22 protein-coding genes are annotated in these 21,350 nt (G+C 72.8%); 10 read left to right on the top strand and 12 right to left on the bottom strand.

All coding sequences use genetic code 11. The features are described 5' to 3' along the window. The first annotated feature begins 31 nt into the window (after positions 1–31). From ACIBFB_RS02205 to ACIBFB_RS02195, 3 genes are read left to right on the top strand one after another with little or no spacing between them, the layout of a single operon-like run. A complete protein-coding gene (locus tag ACIBFB_RS02205) occupies positions 32–694 on the top strand; it encodes a succinate dehydrogenase cytochrome b subunit (protein WP_397225438.1) in 663 nt (220 codons plus the stop codon). After that, positions 687–2,633, top strand: a complete 1,947-nt coding sequence (locus tag ACIBFB_RS02200; protein ID WP_397225211.1) for a fumarate reductase/succinate dehydrogenase flavoprotein subunit — start codon at positions 687–689, stop codon at positions 2,631–2,633. Before ACIBFB_RS02205 ends, ACIBFB_RS02200 begins: the two co-directional genes overlap by 8 nt. Continuing rightward, positions 2,630–3,376, top strand: coding sequence for a succinate dehydrogenase/fumarate reductase iron-sulfur subunit (locus ACIBFB_RS02195; protein WP_397225209.1), 747 nt, complete (start codon positions 2,630–2,632; stop codon positions 3,374–3,376). The genes ACIBFB_RS02200 and ACIBFB_RS02195 overlap by 4 nt, the downstream gene beginning before the upstream one ends. 77 nt (positions 3,377–3,453) lie before the next feature. Here the strand turns inward: ACIBFB_RS02195 and ACIBFB_RS02190 are convergent, their stop codons facing one another. Next, a complete protein-coding gene (locus ACIBFB_RS02190; RefSeq protein ID WP_397225207.1) occupies positions 3,454–4,125 on the bottom strand; it encodes an MBL fold metallo-hydrolase in 672 nt (223 codons plus the stop codon). Continuing rightward, a complete protein-coding gene (locus ACIBFB_RS02185) occupies positions 4,122–5,654 on the bottom strand; it encodes an FAD-dependent monooxygenase (RefSeq protein WP_397225205.1) in 1,533 nt (510 codons plus the stop codon). Before ACIBFB_RS02185 ends, ACIBFB_RS02190 begins: the two co-directional genes overlap by 4 nt. A gap of 91 nt (positions 5,655–5,745) precedes the next feature. On the opposite strand from ACIBFB_RS02185, the gene ACIBFB_RS02180 reads away from it, so the two are divergent. Next, positions 5,746–6,351 (top strand): TetR/AcrR family transcriptional regulator, encoded by a 606-nt coding sequence (locus ACIBFB_RS02180; RefSeq protein WP_397225203.1) that lies wholly within the window; start codon positions 5,746–5,748, stop codon positions 6,349–6,351. Positions 6,352–6,462: 111 nt separating this feature from the next. Here the strand turns inward: ACIBFB_RS02180 and ACIBFB_RS02175 are convergent, their stop codons facing one another. From ACIBFB_RS02175 to ACIBFB_RS02150, 6 genes are all read right to left on the bottom strand, one after another. Beyond that, complete coding sequence (locus ACIBFB_RS02175; RefSeq protein WP_397225201.1) at positions 6,463–7,107, bottom strand: GNAT family N-acetyltransferase; 645 nt, start codon at positions 7,105–7,107, stop codon at positions 6,463–6,465. A 103-nt stretch (positions 7,108–7,210) separates the two neighbouring features. Next, on the bottom strand, positions 7,211–7,846 hold the full coding sequence (locus ACIBFB_RS02170; RefSeq protein WP_397225199.1) for a GNAT family N-acetyltransferase: 636 nt from the start codon (positions 7,844–7,846) through the stop codon (positions 7,211–7,213). A 92-nt stretch (positions 7,847–7,938) separates the two neighbouring features. Continuing rightward, entirely contained in the window at positions 7,939–8,613 is a 675-nt protein-coding gene (locus ACIBFB_RS02165) for a TrmH family RNA methyltransferase (protein WP_397225197.1), read from the bottom strand. A 10-nt stretch (positions 8,614–8,623) separates the two neighbouring features. Continuing rightward, a complete protein-coding gene (locus tag ACIBFB_RS02160; protein ID WP_397225195.1) occupies positions 8,624–9,022 on the bottom strand; it encodes a hypothetical protein in 399 nt (132 codons plus the stop codon). 47 nt (positions 9,023–9,069) lie between these two features. Further along, entirely contained in the window at positions 9,070–9,444 is a 375-nt protein-coding gene (locus tag ACIBFB_RS02155; RefSeq protein WP_397225193.1) for a DUF3054 domain-containing protein, read from the bottom strand. A gap of 106 nt (positions 9,445–9,550) precedes the next feature. After that, positions 9,551–11,761, bottom strand: coding sequence for a prolyl oligopeptidase family serine peptidase (locus ACIBFB_RS02150; protein ID WP_397225191.1), 2,211 nt, complete (start codon positions 11,759–11,761; stop codon positions 9,551–9,553). 164 nt (positions 11,762–11,925) lie between these two features. Between ACIBFB_RS02150 and mshB the strand changes: the two genes are divergently transcribed. Beyond that, positions 11,926–12,792 carry an N-acetyl-1-D-myo-inositol-2-amino-2-deoxy-alpha-D-glucopyranoside deacetylase gene (gene mshB, locus ACIBFB_RS02145; RefSeq protein ID WP_397225189.1) on the top strand — a complete coding sequence of 289 codons (867 nt, stop codon included), beginning with the start codon at positions 11,926–11,928 and terminating at the stop codon, positions 12,790–12,792. A gap of 38 nt (positions 12,793–12,830) precedes the next feature. Next, the gene (locus ACIBFB_RS02140) at positions 12,831–13,295 is read left to right on the top strand and encodes a hypothetical protein (RefSeq protein ID WP_397225187.1); all 465 of its coding nucleotides are present in this window, start codon (positions 12,831–12,833) and stop codon (positions 13,293–13,295) included. Here the strand turns inward: ACIBFB_RS02140 and ACIBFB_RS02135 are convergent. The 3 genes from ACIBFB_RS02135 to ACIBFB_RS02125 form a co-directional block, all read right to left on the bottom strand. After that, positions 13,292–14,278, bottom strand: a complete 987-nt coding sequence (locus tag ACIBFB_RS02135) for a site-2 protease family protein (protein ID WP_397225185.1) — start codon at positions 14,276–14,278, stop codon at positions 13,292–13,294. The genes ACIBFB_RS02140 and ACIBFB_RS02135 overlap by 4 nt on opposite strands. A gap of 183 nt (positions 14,279–14,461) precedes the next feature. Continuing rightward, entirely contained in the window at positions 14,462–15,823 is a 1,362-nt protein-coding gene (locus ACIBFB_RS02130; protein WP_397225183.1) for a hypothetical protein, read from the bottom strand. Positions 15,824–16,061: 238 nt separating this feature from the next. After that, entirely contained in the window at positions 16,062–16,319 is a 258-nt protein-coding gene (locus tag ACIBFB_RS02125; protein ID WP_397225181.1) for a hypothetical protein, read from the bottom strand. Between the two features lie 186 nt (positions 16,320–16,505). Here ACIBFB_RS02125 and fdxA point away from each other — a divergent pair, with 186 nt between their 5' ends. Together fdxA and dapC are read left to right on the top strand one after the other, a co-directional pair. After that, positions 16,506–16,826 carry a ferredoxin gene (gene fdxA / locus ACIBFB_RS02120; RefSeq protein WP_358561336.1) on the top strand — a complete coding sequence of 107 codons (321 nt, stop codon included), beginning with the start codon at positions 16,506–16,508 and terminating at the stop codon, positions 16,824–16,826. Between the two features lie 194 nt (positions 16,827–17,020). After that, entirely contained in the window at positions 17,021–18,130 is a 1,110-nt protein-coding gene (dapC, locus tag ACIBFB_RS02115; RefSeq protein WP_397225178.1) for a succinyldiaminopimelate transaminase, read from the top strand. A 46-nt stretch (positions 18,131–18,176) separates the two neighbouring features. Here dapC and ACIBFB_RS02110 read toward each other — a convergent pair whose 3' ends face one another. Continuing rightward, positions 18,177–19,061 carry a hypothetical protein gene (locus ACIBFB_RS02110; RefSeq protein ID WP_397225176.1) on the bottom strand — a complete coding sequence of 295 codons (885 nt, stop codon included), beginning with the start codon at positions 19,059–19,061 and terminating at the stop codon, positions 18,177–18,179. 209 nt (positions 19,062–19,270) lie between these two features. Here ACIBFB_RS02110 and ACIBFB_RS02105 point away from each other — a divergent pair, with 209 nt between their 5' ends. Then, on the top strand, positions 19,271–20,107 hold the full coding sequence (locus ACIBFB_RS02105) for a 2,3,4,5-tetrahydropyridine-2,6-dicarboxylate N-succinyltransferase (protein WP_397225174.1): 837 nt from the start codon (positions 19,271–19,273) through the stop codon (positions 20,105–20,107). Positions 20,108–20,243: 136 nt separating this feature from the next. Then, the gene (dapE, locus tag ACIBFB_RS02100) at positions 20,244–21,308 is read left to right on the top strand and encodes a succinyl-diaminopimelate desuccinylase (RefSeq protein WP_397225172.1); all 1,065 of its coding nucleotides are present in this window, start codon (positions 20,244–20,246) and stop codon (positions 21,306–21,308) included. The last annotated feature ends 42 nt before the right edge of the window (positions 21,309–21,350 follow it).

Below are 21,350 nucleotides of genomic sequence, written 5' to 3'. Positions count from 1 at the left end.
CAAGAAGCGGTCTACGGCCTACGGGTCCACGGTGGCGCTCAAGGCAGCGATGGCGGTCACCGGCGCGATCCTCGTGCTGTATTTGATCGCGCACATGTACGGCAACCTCAAAGTCTTCCTGGGCCAGGAGGCCTTCGACGGCTACGCCGAGGGGCTCCGCGACCTCGGCTACCCGCTCCTGCCGCATGAGGGCTTCCTGTGGATCGCACGGGTCGTCCTCCTGGCGGCCGTCCTCATCCACATCTACTGCGCCGTGGTCCTCACACGGCGCGACAACCGCGCGCGCGGCGGTGTCAGCCGGTACCAGGTGACCAAGCGCGTGCGGCGCACGTACGCGTCCTACACCATGCGCTGGGGCGGGCTCCTGATCGCGCTCTTCGTGATCTTCCACATCCTGCACCTGACGGTGAACGCCATCGCGCCGGGCGGCGCCTCCGACAGTCCCTACGAGCGGCTCGTCAACGGATTCCAGCCCGAGTACTGGTACGTGACCCTGTTCTACGTGGCGGCGGTCATCGCGGTCGGCTTCCACCTGCGGCACGGCATCTGGAGTGGCGCGGCGACGCTCGGCGTCAACAGGGCCGACCGGCAGGGCAAGATCAACGCCGTCGCCGTGGCCATCGCGCTGGTCGTGACCGTCGGCTTCCTTCTCCCGCCGCTGGCGGTCACCTTTGGACTGGTGAGCAATGTCTGACAACGACCTGTACATCGAGGGCGCTCCGATCCGGGACGAGAAGGCGCCCGAGGGCCCGATCAACGAGCGCTGGGACAAGCGCCGTTTCTCGGCCAAGCTGGTCAACCCCGCGAACCGGCGCAAGCTCTCGGTCATCATCGTCGGCACCGGCCTGGCCGGGGCCTCGGCCGCCGCGACCCTGGGCGAGGCGGGCTACAACGTCACGTCCTTCTGTTACCAGGACAGCCCGCGCCGCGCGCACAGCATCGCGGCCCAGGGCGGCATCAACGCGGCCAAGAACTACCGCAACGACGGCGACAGCATCCACCGGCTGTTCTACGACACCGTCAAGGGCGGCGACTTCCGCTCCCGCGAGTCGAACGTCTACCGCCTGGCCCAGACGTCGGTCGAGATCATCGACCAGTGCGTCGCCCAGGGCGTGCCCTTCGCCCGTGAGTACGGCGGCCTCCTCGACAACCGCTCCTTCGGCGGCGTGCAGGTCTCCCGCACCTTCTACGCGCGCGGCCAGACGGGTCAGCAGCTGCTGATCGGCGCCTACCAGGCGCTGGAGCGCCAGGTCGCGGCGGGCAGCGTCACGATGAACACGCGCCACGAGATGCTCGAGGTCGTCGTCGTGGACGGCAAGGCGCGCGGCATCATCGCCCGCGACATGGTCACCGGCGAGATCGAGACGCACTTCGCCGACGCCGTGGTCCTGGCCACCGGCGGCTACGGCAACGTGTTCTTCCTGTCGACCAACGCCATGGGCTGCAACGTGACGGCCGCCTGGCGCGCGCACCGCAAGGGCGCGCTCTTCGCCAACCCGTGCTACACGCAGATCCACCCGACCTGCATCCCGGTCAGCGGCGAGTACCAGTCGAAGCTGACCCTGATGAGCGAGTCGCTGCGCAACGACGGCCGCATCTGGGTGCCCAAGAAGACGGGCGACGACCGCGACCCCCGCCAGATCCCCGAGGACGAGCGCGACTACTACCTGGAGCGCATCTACCCGTCCTTCGGCAACCTGGTGCCGCGTGACATCGCCTCCCGCGCCGCCAAGAACGTCTGCGACGAGGGCCGCGGCGTCGGTCCCGGCGGTCTGGGCGTCTACCTGGACTTCGCGGACGCGATCACGCGCATGGGGCGGGCCGCCGTCGAGGCCAAGTACGGCAACCTGTTCGACATGTACCAGCGCATCACCGGCGAGAACCCGTACGAGGTTCCGATGCGCATCTACCCGGCCGTGCACTACACCATGGGCGGCCTGTGGGTCGACTACGACCTCCAGAGCACCATCCCGGGCCTGTTCGTGACCGGTGAGGCCAACTTCTCCGACCACGGCGCCAACCGCCTGGGCGCCAGCGCGCTGATGCAGGGTCTGGCGGACGGCTACTTCGTCCTGCCGAACACCATCAACGACTACCTGGCGGCCGGCCCGTTCGAGAGCATCGACGAGAGCCACCCCGAGGCGGTCGCCGCCAAGGAGCAGGTCACCTCCCGGATCGAGAAGCTGCTCTCCGTCAACGGCTCCCGCACCGTCGACTCCTTCCACAAGGAGCTCGGCCACATCATGTGGGACTACTGCGGCATGGAGCGCAACGAGGAGGGCCTGACCAAGGCCATCGAGCGCATCCGCGAGCTGCGTGCCGAGTTCTGGCGCGACGTCAAGGTGCTCGGTACCAACGACGAGCTCAACCAGGCCCTGGAGAAGGCCGGCCGCGTGGCCGACTTCCTGGAGCTCGGCGAGCTCATGTGCGTCGACGCCCTCCACCGCCGCGAGTCCTGCGGCGGCCACTTCCGCTCCGAGAGCCAGACCGAGGACGGCGAGGCGCTGCGGCACGACGACGAGTTCGCCTACGTCGCGGCCTGGGAGTTCGGTGGCGAGAACGAGAAGCCCGTACTCCACAGGGAAGCCCTGGAGTACGAGTACGTCGAGATGAAGCAGCGGAGCTACAAGTGAACATCACCCTGCGCGTATGGCGCCAGAAGGGCCCGGGCGACGAGGGCCGGATGGTCAACTACGAGCTCTCGGACGTCTCCCCGGACATGTCCTTCCTCGAGATGCTCGACGTCCTCAACGAGAAGCTCACGCTCCAGGACGAGGACCCGATCGCCTTCGACCACGACTGCCGCGAGGGCATCTGCGGCGCCTGCGGTGTCGTGATCGACGGAGAGGCGCACGGCCCGGAGGTCACCACCACCTGCCAGCTGCACATGCGCAGCTTCAAGGACGGCGACACCATCACCGTGGAGCCGTGGCGGGCCAAGGCGTTCCCGGTGGTCAAGGACCTGGTCGTGGACCGGGGCGCGTTCGACCGGATCATCCAGGCGGGCGGCTACATCAGCGCCCCGACCGGCACCGCCCCGGACGCCCACGCCACCCCGGTGCCCAAGGCCGACGCCGACCGCGCGTTCGACGCCGCGACCTGCATCGGCTGCGGCGCGTGCGTGGCGGCCTGCCCGAACGCCTCCGGCATGCTGTTCACCGCCGCGAAGGTCACCCACCTGGGCATGCTCCCGCAGGGGCAGCCCGAGCGGGCGACGCGCGTGGTGAAGATGGTCAACCAGCACGACGAGGAGGACTTCGGCGGCTGCACCAACATCGGTGAGTGCGCCGCGGTCTGCCCGAAGGGCATCCCGCTGGACACGATCTCCCAGCTCAACCGCGACCTGCTGGGCTCGCTCAGCAAGGGCGTCGGCTGACGCCCGGTCCGCCGTCGCACGGGGCCGCGTCCCTTCCGGTGCAGACCGGGGGCGCGGCCCCGTCGCGTGTCCGGCGGCTACCCGCACGGGGCGGCCAGGCGACGGACCGAGGCCGCCGAAGCCGGGCGGCCGTGGCCGAAGAGGAACCGCGTGGCGCCCGAGGCCAGGACCCGCCGCACGCTGTCCCGGATCGAGTCGGTGTCCTGGGCGAGGAAGGGCGGACCGGGCCGGTCGCGGCGCGTCATGCTTCCGGCCAGAAGGTCCCCGACCAGGGCGTCTCCGCTCTCCCGATGGTGCAGGGCGATGGATCCGGGCGTGTGTCCCGGGGTGTGGAGGACGTCGACCGGAACCCCGTGGGCGTCCAGTCCGTCGCCGTCCGACAGGACCACGTCCGGGCTGAACGCCGGGAAGCGCGTGTTCAGGGTCCATGTGAGGATCCGCCCGAACGCGCCCTGCGGCTCGTACAGCTCACTCGTGCCCGCCTCCGCCCACGCCGCCTCCGCCGCGTGCACCGCGACCGGCGCCCCGAGCCGCCGGCGGAGCGCGGCGGCCCCTCCCGCGTGGTCGGGGTGGCAGTGCGTCAGGACGATGAGGGAGACCGACCCCGGGTCGATCCCCGCCCGGACCAGACGGCGGAGCACGCGGTCCTCGTGGCCGGCGAAGCCGGTGTCGACGAGCACGGTGCGCCGCCCCCGGACGGCGTAGACGGTCGACGACCCCAGGGGGAGGGGGACGACGGAGGCGCTCATCCGACCTCCCCCCGTGCGCCGAGCGGCGCGAGGGCGGACGCCAGATCCGAGGGGGAACCGATCCGGGCGACGTGCCGGTCGGGCCGGACCAGGTACGCCGAGCCGTACAACCGGGCGGCGGACCGTCCCCGGTCGAGCGCGGTCGGGACGCCGTGCGCGTCGCGCGCCCGCGCCCAGTCCGGGGTGATGAGGCGGACGGCGCACGAGTCCGGCACGGTGAGCCCGTCGGACCGCCCGGCGTCAGTGAGCAGGAGGGTGTGCCGGTCGGGCGCGAGCAGGTCGTGCAGGCGGCGGGTCCGCTGGGCGAGGCCGTCGAAGAACTCCAGGTCGGGCAGTCGGTCGCCGCCGACGAGGCCGCCCGCGCGGCCCCCGTTGCCCGCCGCCCGGCGGTAGTGGTGGTCGAGTTGGGAGAACCGGCGGGCGAGCGCGCGCCGGGCGCGGTCGGAGGACTGGAGCACGGAGAGCGCCGCGTCGCGCAGGTGGCGGCGCGGGTCGCCGCGCAGCAGCATCGCCTGGGCGCCGCGGTGGGTGAAGGCGATGACCTCGGCGGCGACGGGGTGGCGCTCGTCCTGGTAGCCGTCGAGGAGCCGGGAGTCCGTGCCGGAGACGACCGCGGCCAGCCGCCAGGCCAGATTCATCGCGTCCCCGATCCCCAGGTTGAGGCCCTGGCCTCCGAAGGGCGTGTGGACGTGCCCCGCGTCCCCGGCGAGGAGGACGCGGCCGTCCCGGTAGCGGACGGCCTGCATATGGGCCAGCGAGAAGGTCCAGAACTGGTCGACGGACCGGATGGTCCCGTCGATCCCGGTGCGGGCCATGCAGCGCTGGGCGTCGGCGAGGCTCGGCTCGACCCCGGGCGTGGCGGTGTAGGCGAGGCGGTACCGCCGCTCGCCGGGCAGGGGGAAGACCCCGAAGATCCCCTCGGTGTCCCCGGAGAAGGTCATCTCGTTGCGGGGCAGGGGCCAGTCGGCCTCGGCGTCGCACAGGACCCAGTCGTCGGCGTAGGGGGCGCCGGTCCGCTCGATCCCGAGCAGTCGGCGGACCGTGCTGCGGGATCCGTCGCACCCGACCAGCCAGCGGGCCTCCAGGGTGCGTACGCGGCCGTCCGAGGCGACGGTGGCGCGGACCCCGTCCGCGTGCTGTTCGACGCCGGTGCACTCGGTTCCGCGCTCGACCTCCAGCCCCCGCTCCGCCAGGCCGTCGATGAGGAGGTGCTCGGTCCGCGCCTGGGGGATGTCGACCATGAACGGGAAGGACGTGTCGGCGAGGGTGCGGAAGTCGACGGCGATGCGGTCGCGGCGGCCGGTGCGCAGGGTGAGCACGTCCACCCGCTGGCCCTCAGCCAGGACCGCCTCGGCCGCGCCGAGGTCGCGCAGGTGTTCCAGGGTTCGGGCGTGCAGTGCGGCGGACTTGGTCAGTTCCAGGACACTGTCGTGCTTGTCGATGATCCGTACGCGGACACCGAGATCGTGCAGGCGTGCGGCGAGTGCGAGCCCGGTCGGGCCCGCACCCACGATGAGGACGTCGGTCATGGCCACTCCAAAAAACGAATGTTCGTTCTTTTTAAGAATCCACCACCGCGGCGTGTCCGTCAAGAACGACCGTCCGTTCTACGATGTGCGCATGCCACGAGTCTCCGACGCCTACCTGGCCGAACGCCGGGAACACATCCTCACCGCGGCCGCCGCGTGCTTCGCCCGGGAGGGCTTCCACCGCACGTCCATGCGGAACGTGATCGACGAGGCAGGGCTGTCCCCGGGCGCGGTCTACCGCTACTTCAGGAGCAAGGACGACATCATCGTCGCGATCGCGACGGACGCGATCGGCACGGTGCAGAGCGTCGTACGGGAGTCCATCGCCCGGGGGAGGCCGTTCCCCGAGCTCGTCGGGGAACTGCCCGCGACCATCGAGGCCATGGACCGCGTCGACTCCCGGACACGCCTCGCCGTCCAGGCCTGGGGCGAGGCCCTGCGCGACACGGCGCTGGGCGACGCGATGCGAACCGGGGTCGACGGGGTGCTCGACCAGCTGCGCGAACGGGTCGTGCTCGGGCAGGAGCACGGTGAGATCCCGGCGCGCGTGGACGCGACGGCCGCCGCACGCGTGCTGCTCGGTGTCGTCCAGGGGTACATCCTCCAGCGCGCCTGGGATCCGGACCTGTCCGCCGACGACTACGGCCGTGCCGCCCGGACCCTGGTGGCGGGACCCCTCGGCGAGGGCGCCGGCTGACAGACCGGGCCCGTGGACGCCGCCGGGCGGGGTGGGGCACGACGCGGCCGGTCGGCCAGCGCGTACCGCCTCGGCGGTGCTGCGGGAGAGCGTTCTCCGGTTGCTCGGCGTTCAGACCGCAGCGGGGCGCAGCATGCAGTAGGTCGGCGGCGCCGACGGCTGGTTGACCGCGCGCACCACGCGGAAGTCGTGGTGCTCGTAGTAGCCGATGTTGGCCGCGTTCATCGTCTCCAGGTAGACCGGCACGGCGTCGGCGTCCGCCCGGGCCAGCCCCGCGCGCAGCAGGCGCGCACCGACGCCGGTGCCGCGCGCCACCGGGTCGGTGCCCAGCATCGACAGGTACCAGTGCGGCTCCTCCGGCACGGCGTCGCGCAGTTCGCCCATGAACCGGGCGACCCGGCGCAGTCGCGAGAGCCCCAGCAGCCGCGCCCAGTGCGGGAGAGCGCGCACCACGGCCAGCGGCCGCTCCACGTGCTCCCCCGGAGGGGTCCACAGGGCCGCGCCGCGGATGACCGGCGGCCCGTCCGGGGTCTCGCGCGACGCGTGCACGCTGGCGGTCCCGTCCGGCACGTGCCCGAACCCCGCGATCAGGGCGCACGCGCGGGCGGTCCCGGCCAGGCGCTCGTCCTCGTTCGGGAAGAACCATCGAAAGAGCGGATCGGTGTGGAACGCGCGACTGAGAACGCGCGCCACGGCTGGAACGTCGTCCATCGTCGCGGCGCGGACACCGGCGTCCGCCGGAGCCGTGGGGGTCATGCGCACTGCCTCTTCCCGTGTGGCGGGACCTCGGTCACCGCTCATGCTAGATCACGGAAAAATCACGGGTGGGGGATTCCCGGAAAGCCCGCCGGAGTTCGGCTCAGGACGGCGTGTGCAGGAGGAAACGGCTGGTCCCGATGCCGGGGTGCTCGACCTCGCGGACCGCCTTGAAGCCGAACCGCTCGAAGAACGCCGCGCTCTCGGGGTCGAGCGTCTGCGTGAAGACGGGAGTGTACGCGGCGTCGGCGTGGGCCAGCCCGGAGGTCAACAGCTCCCTCGCCAGGCCCGCGCCCGCGACCGCGGGGTCGACGCCCAGACCCGCCAGGTACAGGTGGGGCTCCTGGGGCGCGGCCATCTTCCACTCCGCGAACACGCGGACGAAGGCGCTCATCCGCGACCGACCGATCAGCGGCCCCCAGTGCGGCCAGGTGCGCAGCGACACCAGCGGGCCCTCGGGGTTGGTCGACGGCGGCGCCCACAGCGCGGCCGCCCGGACGACGGACGCCTCCCCCGGACCCCCGGCGACGGTGGCGACGCGGGTGTCCCCGGACGGGACGTAGCCGAAGCCCGCCGTCAGGGCGAAGAACCTGCGGGTACGCGCCATGCGCTGCTCCTCGTCGGGGAACAGCCACCGGAAGAGAGGGTCGTCGTGCAGCGCCCTGCTCAGGACGCGTGCGACACCGGGCACATCGTCGATCGTGGCGGGACGGGCGGAGGCGGTGACGATCGAACTCATCCCAGGGACTCTCTGTTAGGGGAGGGCGTTCCCGACATGCTAGATCACGGGACTGTCACGACGGCCCGTGGTCGAGGCGGTGGTGGGAAGGCTCACACCGCCTGGTCGAACACGTGCGCCCGCACCCAGGCGTGCATGGCCACGGCCGCCGCGGCGCCCGCGTTGATCGACCGCGTCGACCCGAACTGGGCGATGGACAGCACCGCCCCGCACACCTTCCGGACCTCCTCGGACAGCCCCGGCCCCTCCTGGCCGAACACCAGCACGACCTCGCGCGGCAGCGGGTGGGTCTCCAGGGGGACCGCGCCCGGCAGGTTGTCGATCCCGACCAGCGGGAGCCCGCGCTCCCGCGCCCACCCCAGGAGCGACGCGGTGTCGGGGTGGTGGTGCACGTGCTGGTAGCGGTCGGTCACCATGGCGCCCCGGCGGTTCCACCGGCGGCGGCCCACGATGTGCACGGCGGCGCACCCGAAGGCGTTGGCGGTGCGCACCACCGACCCGATGTTGAAGTCGTGCGACCAGTTCTCCACGGCGACGTGGAACGGGTGCCGTACGGCGTCGAGGTCGGCGACGATCGCCTCGCGCCGCCAGTAGCGGTACCGGTCCACGACGTTGCGTCGGTCGCCCCCGGCGAGGAGTTCGGGATCGTACCGGTCGTCCTCGGGCCAGGGGCCGGCCCACGGGCCCACGCCCACCTCGCGCGCCTCGTCCTCGCCGGGGGCGGGAGGGCGCGTCGGGGTGGTCGCGGGTGCGGCGTGTTCGTTCATCCGTTCCAGCTTACGGAGCATTCCACTGGTGGACGCCCCCGTTGACGGTCCTGGCCTGGATCGAGATGCCGTGCCTGTTGTCGCCGCTGAAGGAGTTGACGTGCGTACCGCCCCTGTCCTCGCCGATCTCGGCGGTCAGTGCGTCGACGAGGCGTCGGACCTCCGGATCGGCCGCGGCCGCGCGTTCGATGTGGTCGGCCACCGAGGCGATCGCGTCGTCGTCGTCCGGCTCGACACGGGCCTCGTCGAGCGCCTCCTGGGCGTCGGGGACACCGCGGAAGTACCGGAAGAGGGTCCTGCGGAGGGACTTGAAGTCGTCGATCGTCGCCTGGCTGACGACCTCGGCGATCTTGGACACGGCGCCGGTGGCGACGGCCGCGGCGAGGGCGAGGGTGGCGGGATCGGGCATGGGGGCTCTCCTCCCGAAGGGGGTGCGGTCACCTCCAGTCTTCCCCGTCAGACCGCGCGCTGTCGCCTCGTGGCGGCGAAAAGGGCCACCGCGCGCCAGCCGAGGAGGGTCGCGGCGAGGAACACGGACGTCACCACGACGAAGCCGGTCGGCGCCCCCTCGCCCGTGGCCAGGCGCGACACCATGCCCCCGGCGACGGTCACCGCCCACACGAACACCCCGGTCGGCCAGATCCGGACAGGCGCGCGCCACGCCAGGGTGACCAGCCACCCGAGGGCGAGGGCGGCCAGGAACGGCCACGCGGTCGAGGCCACGGCGGCGGGGGCGAGGCCCGTCTCGTGGTCGGCCCTGCCGATCACGACGAAGGCGAGCACACAGACCACATCGGCCGCGAGAGCGAGCGGCACGGCGAAGGAACGCATACCCCCAGGCTAGGGCCGCCGCCGGCGGGCGGGCGCTCGGGGCGGCCTCCGGACGTCCGGCGCCGGGGCGGTCCCGCCCGGAACCGCCCCGGCCGCACCCCTTCGTCTACGCGCCGGCGAGGCTGTCCTTCAGGAACTCGACCTGGAGCAGCATCAGGTTCTCCGCCACCACCGGGTCCGACGGCATGTGCGTCACCCCCGACAGCGGCAGCACCGTGTGCTTGCGTCCCGCCGCCAGCAGCGCCGAGGACATCCGCTGCGTGTGCGCGAACACCACGTTGTCGTCCGCCAGCCCGTGGATCATCATCAGCGGGCGCTCCAGTTTCGCCGCGTCCGCCAGCAGCGAGCTGCCCTCGTACGCCTCCGGCCGCTCCTGCGGCGTGCCCAGGTACCGCTCGGTGTAGTGCGTGTCGTACAGCTTCCAGTCGATCACCGGGGCGCCCGCGATCGCCGCGTGGAACACGTCCGGCCTGCGCAGCACCGCCAGCGCCGACAGGTACCCGCCGAACGACCACCCCTGGATCCCCACGCGCGAGGTGTCCAGGAACGGGTACCGCTCGGCCGCGTCCCGCAACGCCTCGACCTGGTCCTCCAGAGCGGGCGTGGCCAGGTCGAGGTGGATCTCCTGCTCCCACTCCACACCGATCCCGGGGGTGCCGCGCCCGTCCGCGATCAGGACCGCGAACCCCTGCTCGGCGTACCACTGCGCGGTCAGGTACGCCCCCCGCGCGTTGAGCACCCGCTGCGCGTGCGGACCCCCGTACGGCGCCATGAGCACCGGAAGCGGGCGCAGGTCCTCCCGGTACCACGACGGCAGCACGAGCGCCGTCGGGATCTCCCGCTCACCCGCCCTCCAGGTCGTCACCCGCAGCTGCTCCGGCAGGTCGGGGCTCTCCGCGAAGCTCTCGATCTCGGACTGCTCCCGCTGCGTCTCCGAACTGGCGTTGCGGAAGACCAGCGTGTGCACCCCGGGGAACTCCATCGACCGGTGCTGCACCACGAGCGTGTCCCCGCGCAGCCGTCCCGACCGCACACCGCTGTGCGCCTCGGCGTCCGAGGCGGTGCTGCACCCGTGCCCGGGCACCTCCACCGGCGCGGCCAGCCCCGTCGGCAGGTCCACCAACCACAGGGACACGTCTCCGGGACGACCGGCCGGGGACCCGGAGTACAGGATCCGGTCCCCGTCCACGTCGACCACCGACCGCACGTACACGTCGGGCGGGCTGACCGGGTCGCCGCCCACGTACACCCGCCGCTCGCCGCGGTCCGGGTCGCGCGCCACCCACACCAGGTCGCCGGAGGCGGTGTGGTCCGGCACGCCCGACACGATCTCCAGCCAGACGTCGTCGGTGTCGGTGCGCACGTCCGCGACCAGACCGGTCACCGGGTCGGCGCTGAACAGCGTCATCGTGCGCTGGTCGCGGCTCTGCGCGGTGAACACCACCGTTGGGGTGCCGTCCGGCCCGGTGGTCCACCCCGCCCGCGCGAGGTACGGCAGGGCCTCCCGGTCCCACTCGATCCACGCGGGCGCGCCCGGGCCGCTCGCACGGTGCCGGCCCGCCGTTCCGACGGACAGCACTGCCATCCGCACGTCCGCGTTGGCCGTCCCGGCCGCGGGGTAGCGCAGGGCGGCCGGTTCCTGTTCCGGACTGCCGGGGTCGTCCACGTGCCACCGGGCCACGCCGGCCTCGTCGACCCGCGCGGCCAGGAGCGATCCACCGTCGGGCGCCCACCAGAAGCCCCGGTACCGGCCCATCTCCTCGGCGGCGACGAAGTCGGCCAGACCCCACGTCACGTGGTCGCCGTCGGGCTCGACCAGGACGCGGTCCCCGTGGTCCTCCTCGGCCGCGTCCACGTCGATGACGCGTACCGCGCCGCCGCTGACGTAGGCGACGCGGTCGCCGCGCGGGCTGATCCGGGGATCCACGACCGGCTGGGTGGCGGGCAGCTCACGGGGCTCGTTGTCGTCACCGACCAGGTCCACGTAGAAGAGCCGCCCCGAGAGGGTGAAGACGGCCCGGGTGAACGCGTCGTCGACCGAGTAGGAGACGATGCCGCCGCCGCTCTCCCGCAGCCGCTCGCGGCGGGCGCGCTCCTCAGGGGGAAGGTTCTCGTCGTCGGCGCCGAGCGCCCGGGGGTCGGCGGCGACCCACGCCGTACCCTGCTCGGTCTCGTGCACCCACAGGCAGGTGGCGGTGTCCACTCCGTCCCGTCCCCTCAGGAAGGCGACACGCCGTCCGTCCGGGGAGATCTCGAACGCGTACGGGACACCGATGCTGAAGCGCTGGGTTCGGGCAAGTTGGCGAGGAAAGCTCATAGGGCGATTGTGTCCCATCACCGCGCCGGACCGCCGCGCCGACGGCGGCGAGCCCCCTCCGCACACCGGGTCGCGGCCGTCGGGCCGGGCGCGCGGACCGCGCGTCGGGGCCGACCGAGGGCATACGTCGGGGAAACGGCGCCTCGCCCGGTATCGTTCGCTACGTGATGGACAGGCGACTCATGATGGTGCACGCGCATCCCGACGACGAGAGCATCGTCACGGGGGCGACCCTGGCGAAGTACGCGGCCGAGGGGGCTCAGGTCACGCTGGTGACCTGCACCCTGGGCGAGGAGGGCGAGGTCATCCCCGACGACCTCGCGCACCTGGCCGCCGACCGCGAGGACACGCTCGGCGAGCACCGGATCGGAGAACTCGACAAGGCCTGCGTCGCCCTGGGGGTGCGCGACCACCGGTTCCTCGGCGGCCCCGGCCGCTACCGGGACTCGGGGATGGCCGACGGCGCCGCCAACGACCACCCGCGCGCCTTCTGGGGCGCCGACGTCGAGGAGGCGGCGACCCTCCTGGCCGAGCTGATCCGCGAGACACGCCCGCACGTCGTGGTCAGCTACGACGAGAACGGCGGCTACGGCCACCCCGACCACATCCAGGCCCACCGGGTCACGCGCCGCGCCTGCGTCAAGGCCGGCGAGCGCACCATGCCGGGCTCCCCCTGGCGGGTCCGCAAGCTCTACGCGATCGCCCAGCCCGTGTCCCGGATCGAGGCGTCCGTCTCCCGGCTCGCCGAGGACTCGGGTTCCTTCACCCCGCCCTCGCGCGTGTCCGACATCGCGCTGGGCACACCGGACTCGACGGTGACCACGCGCGTCGACGCCACCGACCACTGGGCGGCCAAGACCCTGGCGATGCGGGCGCACGCCACGCAGATCACCGTGGAGGGCGAGCGGTTCGCGCTGTCGAACGGCATCGCGCAGGAGATCGACGCCGTGGAGTACTACACGCTGCTCATGGGCCCGACTCCGCGCACCTCCGGCGGCGAGTTCGAGACCGACCTCTTCGCGGGCCTGTGACCGGTTCCGGCGGCGCCGGCCGCGTATCCTCCACTCCCATGAGCACCTCGTGTCCCGAAACGGAGGACGAACGCGCGCGCGGCACCTCGGTCATGGTGCGCCTGGCGACGCTCGCCGCCGTGGCGCCGTTGGGGGCGGTGGTCGGGTTCGTGTCGTCCGTCTGCGCGGGGTGGCTGACCCGGTACTGGGAGGCGGGCCAGCCCGCGCAGCTGATCGCGGTGGTCGCGCTCCTCGTCTACGTCGCCCTGCTCTACGCCGGCTGCCGTCTCCTGGTCTGGGGGAGCGGGACGCCGGACGCGGCCATGGCCTTCACGACCGGGTTCGTCGTCGCCCTCTTCGTGGTGATCGGCTACAACCCCGGTGGCGACGTCGTGCTCACCGGACACATGATCCACAACGCGTTCCAGCTCGGATCGATGCTGGCGCTGGCGTCGGCCGTGGTGGTCAGCTCGATCCGGGGCGCGCGCCGCGCACGGTCCGCCGCGCGCGGCGAACGGAGCTAACCGGCCCAGAACTGCAGCAGCAGCTGCCCGTGGAAGACCATGCCCGGGTACACCGGGTTCGGCAGGACCGCGTCGTAGAACCAGTAGAACGCGTTGAGGAAGGGCTCGTTGACGAGCGGGAGCCACAGCAGCGCGAAGACCGCGATCGAGCAGTACAGCGCGTTGGTGCGCAGGGCGGAGGCCGTCTTCGCGGGCAGTGCCGGGGCGAGCGGTTCGAAGGCGTCCAGCCCCGGAACGGGAAGCAGGTTGACCACGGCCGCGGTCAGGTTGGCGAGCGACAGGAACGCCAGGGCGGCGATCGCCCAGTTGGTGGTGTCGTTGCCCGGTGGGACCAGGACCGACACGGTGACCGTCAGCGCCGCCGCGAGCAGGAGGCTGGCCAGCGGCCCGGCGAGCGCCACCAGGACGCGCCCGGGGCCGGAGATCCGGTCCCACTTCACGTAGGCCGGGGGCCCGGTCAGGCCCAGGCCTCCGAGGCACAGGTAGGCCAACGGCAGGACCGCACCGCCGAAGACCTCGCGGAACGCGAACGGGTTGAGCCGCAGGTACCCGCTCCCGCGCAGCGACCGGTCACCGGCGAGGTAGGCGGCGAGCGCGTGCCCGAACTCGTGGACGGTCGCGGAGACGATCCACCCGAGGACGATGAGCAGGGGCGGGATCAGCGGTGTGACCGACGCGTCCTCGGCCGCCCAGTCCAGTTCGACCGCTTCCCACGACAGCCAGCCGGCGAACGCGGCCAGGCCGAGCAGCAGCACGAACACCGGGCTGGGCAGGAAGTCCGTCCATCCACCCGACGCGGAGGGCCGGTCCGCCGTCTCGGCGCCGGCGGCCTTCGTGGCCTCCTCCGCGGGCACGTCGCGCTCCTCGTCCACGTCGAGGTCGGGGACGTTGAGCGCGTCCTGCGGCATCGTCTCCCACGGGTCGGCGCCGGGCGCGTCCTCCGTATTCGTGTCCGCGCTCGGCGGCGTCTCGGGCGTGGGCATGGTGCTCCTGCTGTTCGCGGGTGGTTCGCGGTCCAGCGTATTCCCACCCGTCGCCCACCATCGCCCGGGGGCGCTCCGCGGGGTGCGGGCCACCGCCCTCAACGGACGGCCTTCGGCCGCGGTTCCGCCCTCCTGCCGCCCACCATCGCCCGGGGCCGCTTCGCGGGGTGCGGGCCACCGCCCTCACACCACGGCGCGCGGGGCCACCGCCGACGTGTGCAGACACGTGATCGCGAACGCCCGCCCCGGCCCGGTCAGCTCCCTGCGGCCCCCGCCGTCGTCCTCCGTGAGCAGCCCCAGCGTCTCCAACAGCCACCCGACCGCCATCACCAGCGCGCGCACCTGGTCCGACGCGGTCTCCGCGGTCCTGCGGTGCGCCGCGGCGTGCCGTCCCGCCGACACCGGGACCTCCGCGGGCACCCACCCCGACTCGGTGAGCGCGCGCTCCGCCGCGACCACGTCCGACTCTCCGCGCTGGGCGTGCGACCCCGTGCCCTGCGGCGGCCGGGTCAGCAGGACACCCAGCAGCGTCTCCGCCGCCGCCTGCTCGATCCCGCCCGTGCGGCACAGCGTCTCCGCGGCGGCCAGCCACAGCGCCTCGGGGTCCTCCCTCAGCTGGCGCCCGCGCCGTGTGAGCACCAGCCGCCGCCCCGAGCGCCGCACCGCGCGCATGCCGCGCAGCATCTGGTGCAGCGCGATGAGCTGGGTCGCGTCCGTCTCGCTGCGCGGGGGGTCGGGCGAGGTCCGCCAGCCGAGGTCGGCGCACAGCAGGCGGACCACGCCCGGCGCGATGTACCCGATCTGCGTCAGCGCGATCCCCTCCGCCGCCAGGTCCAACAGCGTGCGCAGCGGCGCCATCGCCGTGTCGGCCGCGCGCGGCACGTCCACCCCGGCGATGATCCGTCCCACCAGCGGCCAGAGCCGTTGCCTGTGCGGATGCACGGGCGAACCGATCCAGGCGCGCACCCTCTCCTCGCGCACCCGGTCCAGGTGGCTCAACCCCCGGCGGTCGGGCTGGGTGAGGAAGGAGCGGGTGAACCGCGCCTGCGCCGTGCGCCACCCGTGCCTGCCCGGTCGGACGTCGCCGACCGAGACCGCCAGCTCCAGCGCCGCCGCGGTCTCCAGGCGCGCGCGGATCTCGGCGTCGCCGACCGCGCCGCCCCACGTCAGTTCGGGCAGGTCCGGGGGTTCCACGCCCGACTCCCACATGAGCCGCTCGTACATCGCCAGACCGGCGTCGTGGTCCTCGTCGTAGGCGGACGACAGCGCGACCGTCTCGGGCGCGGAGCACACCCGCGCGTAGCGGTGGAGGTGCAGGAGGGTGAAGAGACGGCCGAGGGAGCGGGCGGCGAACAGCCGGTCGCCCGGGGACCCCTGGAACCGTACGGGGAGCTCGAACCAGCAGTAGCGTTGGACGGAGTGCTGGGTGAGCCGTTCGATGTCGTGGTCGGGGGCCAGCGTGTCCAGCGCCTCGCGCGCGGCCACGGCCGCCCGCTCGTCCCGTCCGGCCAGTTCCGCCAGGGCGGACGCGACCGCTTCGCGCATGATGGGCGCTCACCACCTCCCGCCGTGCATCGCGCCCACCCGACGCGGGGAGTCGTCGGGGCGCGCCGCTGTCCTGCGTCCCGCGCTGAGCTGGCTCGGCTCGCGGCGGGACTTTGCCGTCTCCTACCCCGGACGGGGCGAAGAATGCCTGCGTTCAGGCGTGTTCTCACACCCGGCCGGCAACGTCCGGCGGGCGGTGGTCGTGTTCCGAGTGGCCGTCGTGGAGCCGGGGCGCGCGTCAGGGCGTCCGAGGGGGGCGGCCACCGCGTCGGCGCGGGGGCACGGGGGGAACGACGCGGCTGGCGGCGATGCCCGACTCGGCGACCTCGGCCACCGAGCCGTCCCGGCGGCGCAGGGTCAACACGCCGTCCGCCCAGGACTCCACCACACCGACGATATCGGTGAACCCGCCGTCGGGGAGGCGGATTCGTAGGGATACGCGCTTTCCCACGTCCTCGTGGGCGATCCGGTGCACCAGACGACCCCTCATGCGCATCGAACTCCACCCCCGATTGTGCGCTGGGTATTCTCCGACGCCATACTAGGAGAACGACATCTGTGCCAACAGCTTGCGGAGCCCGGGAACCGGGGGAGTCGGCGCCCGCACGCCGGCCCCTCGCCGGGATTCCGAAGGTCCCCGTACTCCCCGTGGGAGCGCGGGGGTGAGATCAAGGAGTTCGACGTGACCTACGTCATCGCGCAGCCCTGTGTCGATGTGCTGGACAAGGCGTGCATTGACGAGTGCCCTGTGGACTGCATCTACGAGGGCGAGCGCATGCTCTACATCCACCCGGACGAGTGCGTCGACTGCGGTGCGTGCGAGCCGGTCTGCCCCGTCGAGGCCATCTACTACGAGGACGACCTGCCCGACCAGTGGCAGGACTTCTACAAGGCGAACGTCGACTTCTTCGACGACCTCGGCTCGCCGGGCGGCGCCTCGAAGGTGGGCAAGATCGACCGGGACCACCCGCTCATCGCCAAGCTCCCGAAGCAGGCGGACTGAGAGGTCCCGAGCGACCGGCCGCCCCACGCCGGGCGGTCGTACGCACCCCCTTGGCGCAGAGGGTGCTGTCCTCTGACGGGCAGCCGAACGTGGGTGTCGCGCCGATCCCCGGACGGGGGTCGGCGCGACGCTTGTCCGGAGCCCGCACCCCGCACCGACACTCCCGCACCCCGACCCGGATGGAGAACGCACCGATGGCCGCACGGCGACGCGTGACGGACCGCCTCCCGACCTTCCCCTGGGACCGGCTGGCGCCGTACAAGCGCGCGGCCGCGGCCAGCCCGGACGGCATCGTGGACCTGTCGGTCGGCACGCCCGTCGACCCGGTGCCCGCGACCCTGCGCCAGGCTCTGGCCGACGCCGCCGACTCGCCCGGCTACCCCATGACGTGGGGAACCCCGGAGCTGCGCGCGTCGATCGCCGGGTGGCTGGCGCGCCGCCACGGTGTCCGGGTCGCCGACGGAGCCGTCCTGCCGACCGTCGGCTCCAAGGAGCTCGTCGCCTGGCTGCCCACTCTGCTCGGCCTGGGCGAGGGCGACACGGTCGTCCACCCCGAACTGGCCTACCCGACCTACGACGTCGGCGCCCGCATGGCCGGAGCCGCGCCGGTGGCCTCCGACGGTCTGACCGCCCTCGGTCCGGCCCGGGTCGGCCTCGTGTGGGTGAACTCGCCGAGCAACCCCACCGGTCGCGTGCTGGACGTTCCGCACCTGCGCAAGGTGGTCCAGTGGGCGCGCGAGCGGGGCGCGATCGTCGCCTCCGACGAGTGCTACCTCGACCTGGGCTGGGAGGACCGGGAGCCGGTGTCGATCCTGCACCCGGACGTGTGCGACGGCTCGCACGAGAACCTGCTGGCCGTGCACTCGCTGTCCAAGCGCTCCAACCTGGCGGGCTACCGCGCCGCGTTCGTCGCCGGTGACCCGGCCCTGGTCGGGGAGCTGCTCGCGGTGCGCAAGCACGCGGGGATGATCGTCCCCGCCCCGGTGCAGGCCGCGATGCGCGCCGCGCTGGACGACGACGACCACGCCGCCGAGCAGAAGGAGCGCTACCGGGCGCGCCGGAGCCGCCTGCGCGCGGCCTTCGAGGGCGCGGGGTGGCGGATCGAGCACTCCGACGCGGGACTGTACCTGTGGGCGAGCCACCCCGGGTACGACGCGTGGGGGGCCGTGGCCGCCCTCGCGGACCGGGGGATCCTGGTGGCCCCCGGAGACTTCTACGGCACGGCGGGCGCGCGGCACGTCCGGGTGGCCTTCACCGCCACCGACGAGCGGGTCGACGCCGCGGTCAAGCGCCTGGGGCCGTAGCCGCGGGAGGTCGCCTGCGCGGGCCGTCCGGGCCCGTCCGCGGGCGTCAGCCGAGGACGACGCTGCCCTCGGTGTCGGTCACCTCGCCCAGGGAGGCCCACGCCTCGGCGCCGTCCAGACCGTCGGAGATCCGCCATTGCTGGTTCCCGTACGTCACCGAGGTCAGCCCGTACTCCTCCGCGTGGGCCACCGCCCACAGCGCCATCGCCCACCCCAGATCACCCGTGTTCGGGGCCTCCGCCGCGGTCAGCGCGGTCGGGTCGACGCCGAACACCCGGGCCATCTCCTCCTGGGCGCCCTCCACGTCGGCCTCCCCGGCGGTCAGGGACTCGACGGTCCGCGCGTCGTACCAGCAGGTCATCGCGGGCCCCAGGGCGCCGGTGATCGCCTCGGCCATGTCCGCCGACAGCGTCTCGTGCTGGTCGTAGGCGTAACCGTCGGCGCTGTGCTGCACGGCCTGGGCCGCCTCGAACACTGGCAGCTCCTCCCAGCCGTCGATCTCCGCCAGAGCGTCGTAGAACGCGGCGCTGGCGTACACCGGGTCGAGGATCTCCTCCGGTTCGCCCCACTCCTGCGACGGCCGCTGCTGGAACAGTCCCAGTGAGTCCCGGTCGCCGTACTCCAGGTTGAAGAAGGTCGACTCCTGCCACACGGTCGCGAACGCCACCGTGACCGCCTCCTCGGGGAGGTCGCGGCTGAACGCGACGCCCCCGACGGTGGTGGCGTTCACCGCCTGGAGCGGCTCCAGGGTGTACGACCCCTGGGCCAGGTCGAGGCGGCAGGCGGGCTCGGGCGGCTCCTGGACGTCCTGTTCCAGCGGCTCGACCGTGGTCAGCACGTAGTAACCCCCGGCGACGAGGGCGCCGCACACGAGGAACAGGGCCATGAGGATCTTGACGAACGCGGAGATTTTCCGACGCTTACTGGGCACGGGCGAACCAACGGGTCGGTGACGGGTGGAGCGCGTCGCACGGGGCGGAGGTGCCCTGCGTGCGCCGCGTGGGGCGCGGTGAGGTGCGCGCCCCGGGCGCATTGTAGTCGGCGGCTCGCTCCCGGACGGAGCGTGACGGGGCGGGGACCCCGGCCCACGCGCCGGGGTGTTCGCGGCGCACCGCCGCACTACCGCTAACGTGGGTGTACATGACCAGCTCGTACACAAGTCCGCTGCCAGACCAGATCGACGAACTCTGGGAGCGGCGCTCCGAACTCACCCCCGGCCACACCGACGCGCGCGAGACCATCGTCGGCGCGATCGACCAGATCGACGAGGGGAAGGCGCGGGTCGCCTTCGTCGACCCCAGCACCGACGAGGTCGTGGTCGACGAGCGCGCCAAGCGCTCCATCCTGCTCGGCTTCAAGGTCCTGGACATGAAGGAGTCCCACGTCGGCGACTTCTTCCACCACGACCGCATGCCGCTCAAGACCCGCTTCGACGGGGTCCGCGTCGTCGCGGGCGCCATCGCCCGCTGGGGCTCCTACCTCGCCCCGGGCGTCGTGCTCATGCCGTCCTTCACCAACATCGGCGCCCACGTCGGCTCCGGCACCATGGTGGACACCTGGGCGACCGTGGGCTCCTGCGCGCAGGTCGGCGAGAACGTCCACCTGTCCGGAGGTGTCGGCGTCGGCGGCGTCCTGGAGCCGCCGCAGGCCTCCCCGGTCGTCATCGAGGACGACGCCTTCCTCGGCTCCCGCAGCATGGTCGTCGAGGGCGCACGGGTGCGCACCGGCGCCAAGCTCGGCGCCGGGACCATCCTCACCTCCTCCACACGCGTCTTCGACGCCGAGACCGGTGAGGAGCTGCCGCGCGGCGAGGCCCCGGCCTGGTCGGTGTGCGTGACCGCCAACCGTGTCAAGAGCTTCCCCGGCGGGGACTTCGGCATGCCGGTCCTGCTGGTGCTCAAGCGGCTGGAGGAGGGGCAGGAGCACGACAAGCTCGCCCTGAACGAGCTCCTCCGCGAGCACGGCGTCAACGCCTGACGCGACCGGAACTCCCGGGGCGTCCCCGCTCGGTGCGAGGGGCGCCCCGCGCTTGTCTAGGGTGGACGGCGGGCGCCCCCGCCGTACGCGGCGCGGCGTCCGCGACGACCGACGACGACCTGAACGGGGCGAGACGATGCTGGACCTGACCTCGGACGTGGCGGACCTGACCGCCGCCATCGTGGACATCCGCTCCGAGAGCGGCGACGAGCGGACCCTCGCCGACGCCGTCGAGCGGGCCCTGTCCGACCTGCCGCACCTGAAGGTCTCCCGGGACGGTGACGCGATCGTCGCCCGCACCGACCTGGGCCGCCCGCGCAGGGTCGTCGTCGCCGGACACATCGACACCGTTCCCATCGTCGACAACGTCCCCTCGCACGTGGAGGACGGCCGACTGTACGGCTGCGGGACCTCCGACATGAAGGCCGGGGTCGCGGTCCAGCTCAAGCTGGCCGCCCTGGTCACCGAGCCGGTCCACGACGTCACCTACGTGTTCTACGACAACGAGGAGGTCGACGCCGACCGGAACGGGCTCCGCCGCCTGGCCCGGAACCACCCCGCGTGGCTGGCGGGCGACTTCGCCATCCTCATGGAGCCGACGGACGGCGTCATCGAGGGCGGCTGCCAGGGCACGATGCGCGTGCGCGTCGTCGCCCGGGGCGAGCGCGCGCACAGCGCCCGCTCCTGGATGGGCAGGAACGCGATCCACGACGCCGGGGCGATCCTCGACATCCTGCGCGCCTACACCCCCCGGGAGCCCGAGGTGGAGGGGCTGCGCTTCCACGAGGGCCTCAACGCGGTGTTCGTCGAGGGCGGTGTCGCGGGCAACGTCATCCCGGACGAGTGCGTCGTGACGGTCAACTACCGTTTCGCACCCGACCTGTCCGTGGGCGACGCCGAGGCCCACCTGCGCGAGGTGTTCGACGGCTTCGAGGTGCTGGTGACCGACGCCGCCGCCCCGGCCCGCCCCGGGCTCGACGACCCGTCCGCCGCGGCCTTCGTGGCGGCCGTGGGGGAGGGGCGGGCGCGCGCCAAGCTCGGGTGGACCGACGTCTCGCGCTTCTCCGAACTGGGCGTGCCCGCCGTCAACTACGGCCCGGGCGACCCGACTCTGGCCCACACGCGCAACGAGTACGCGGAGATCGCGAAGATCCGCGAGGCCGAGGAGCGGATGGTCGCCTGGCTCTCCGGTCCGCGCTGACGCCGGTGCGCGGCCGACCGCCGCTCGCGACCGCTCCGACCA

The organism is Nocardiopsis sp. NPDC050513 (genome assembly GCF_044457925.1).
Classification (GTDB): Bacteria; Actinomycetota; Actinomycetes; order Streptosporangiales; family Streptosporangiaceae; genus Nocardiopsis.
Note: the sequence above shows the minus strand (reverse complement) of the source record. Positions and strands in the feature narration are given on the sequence as shown.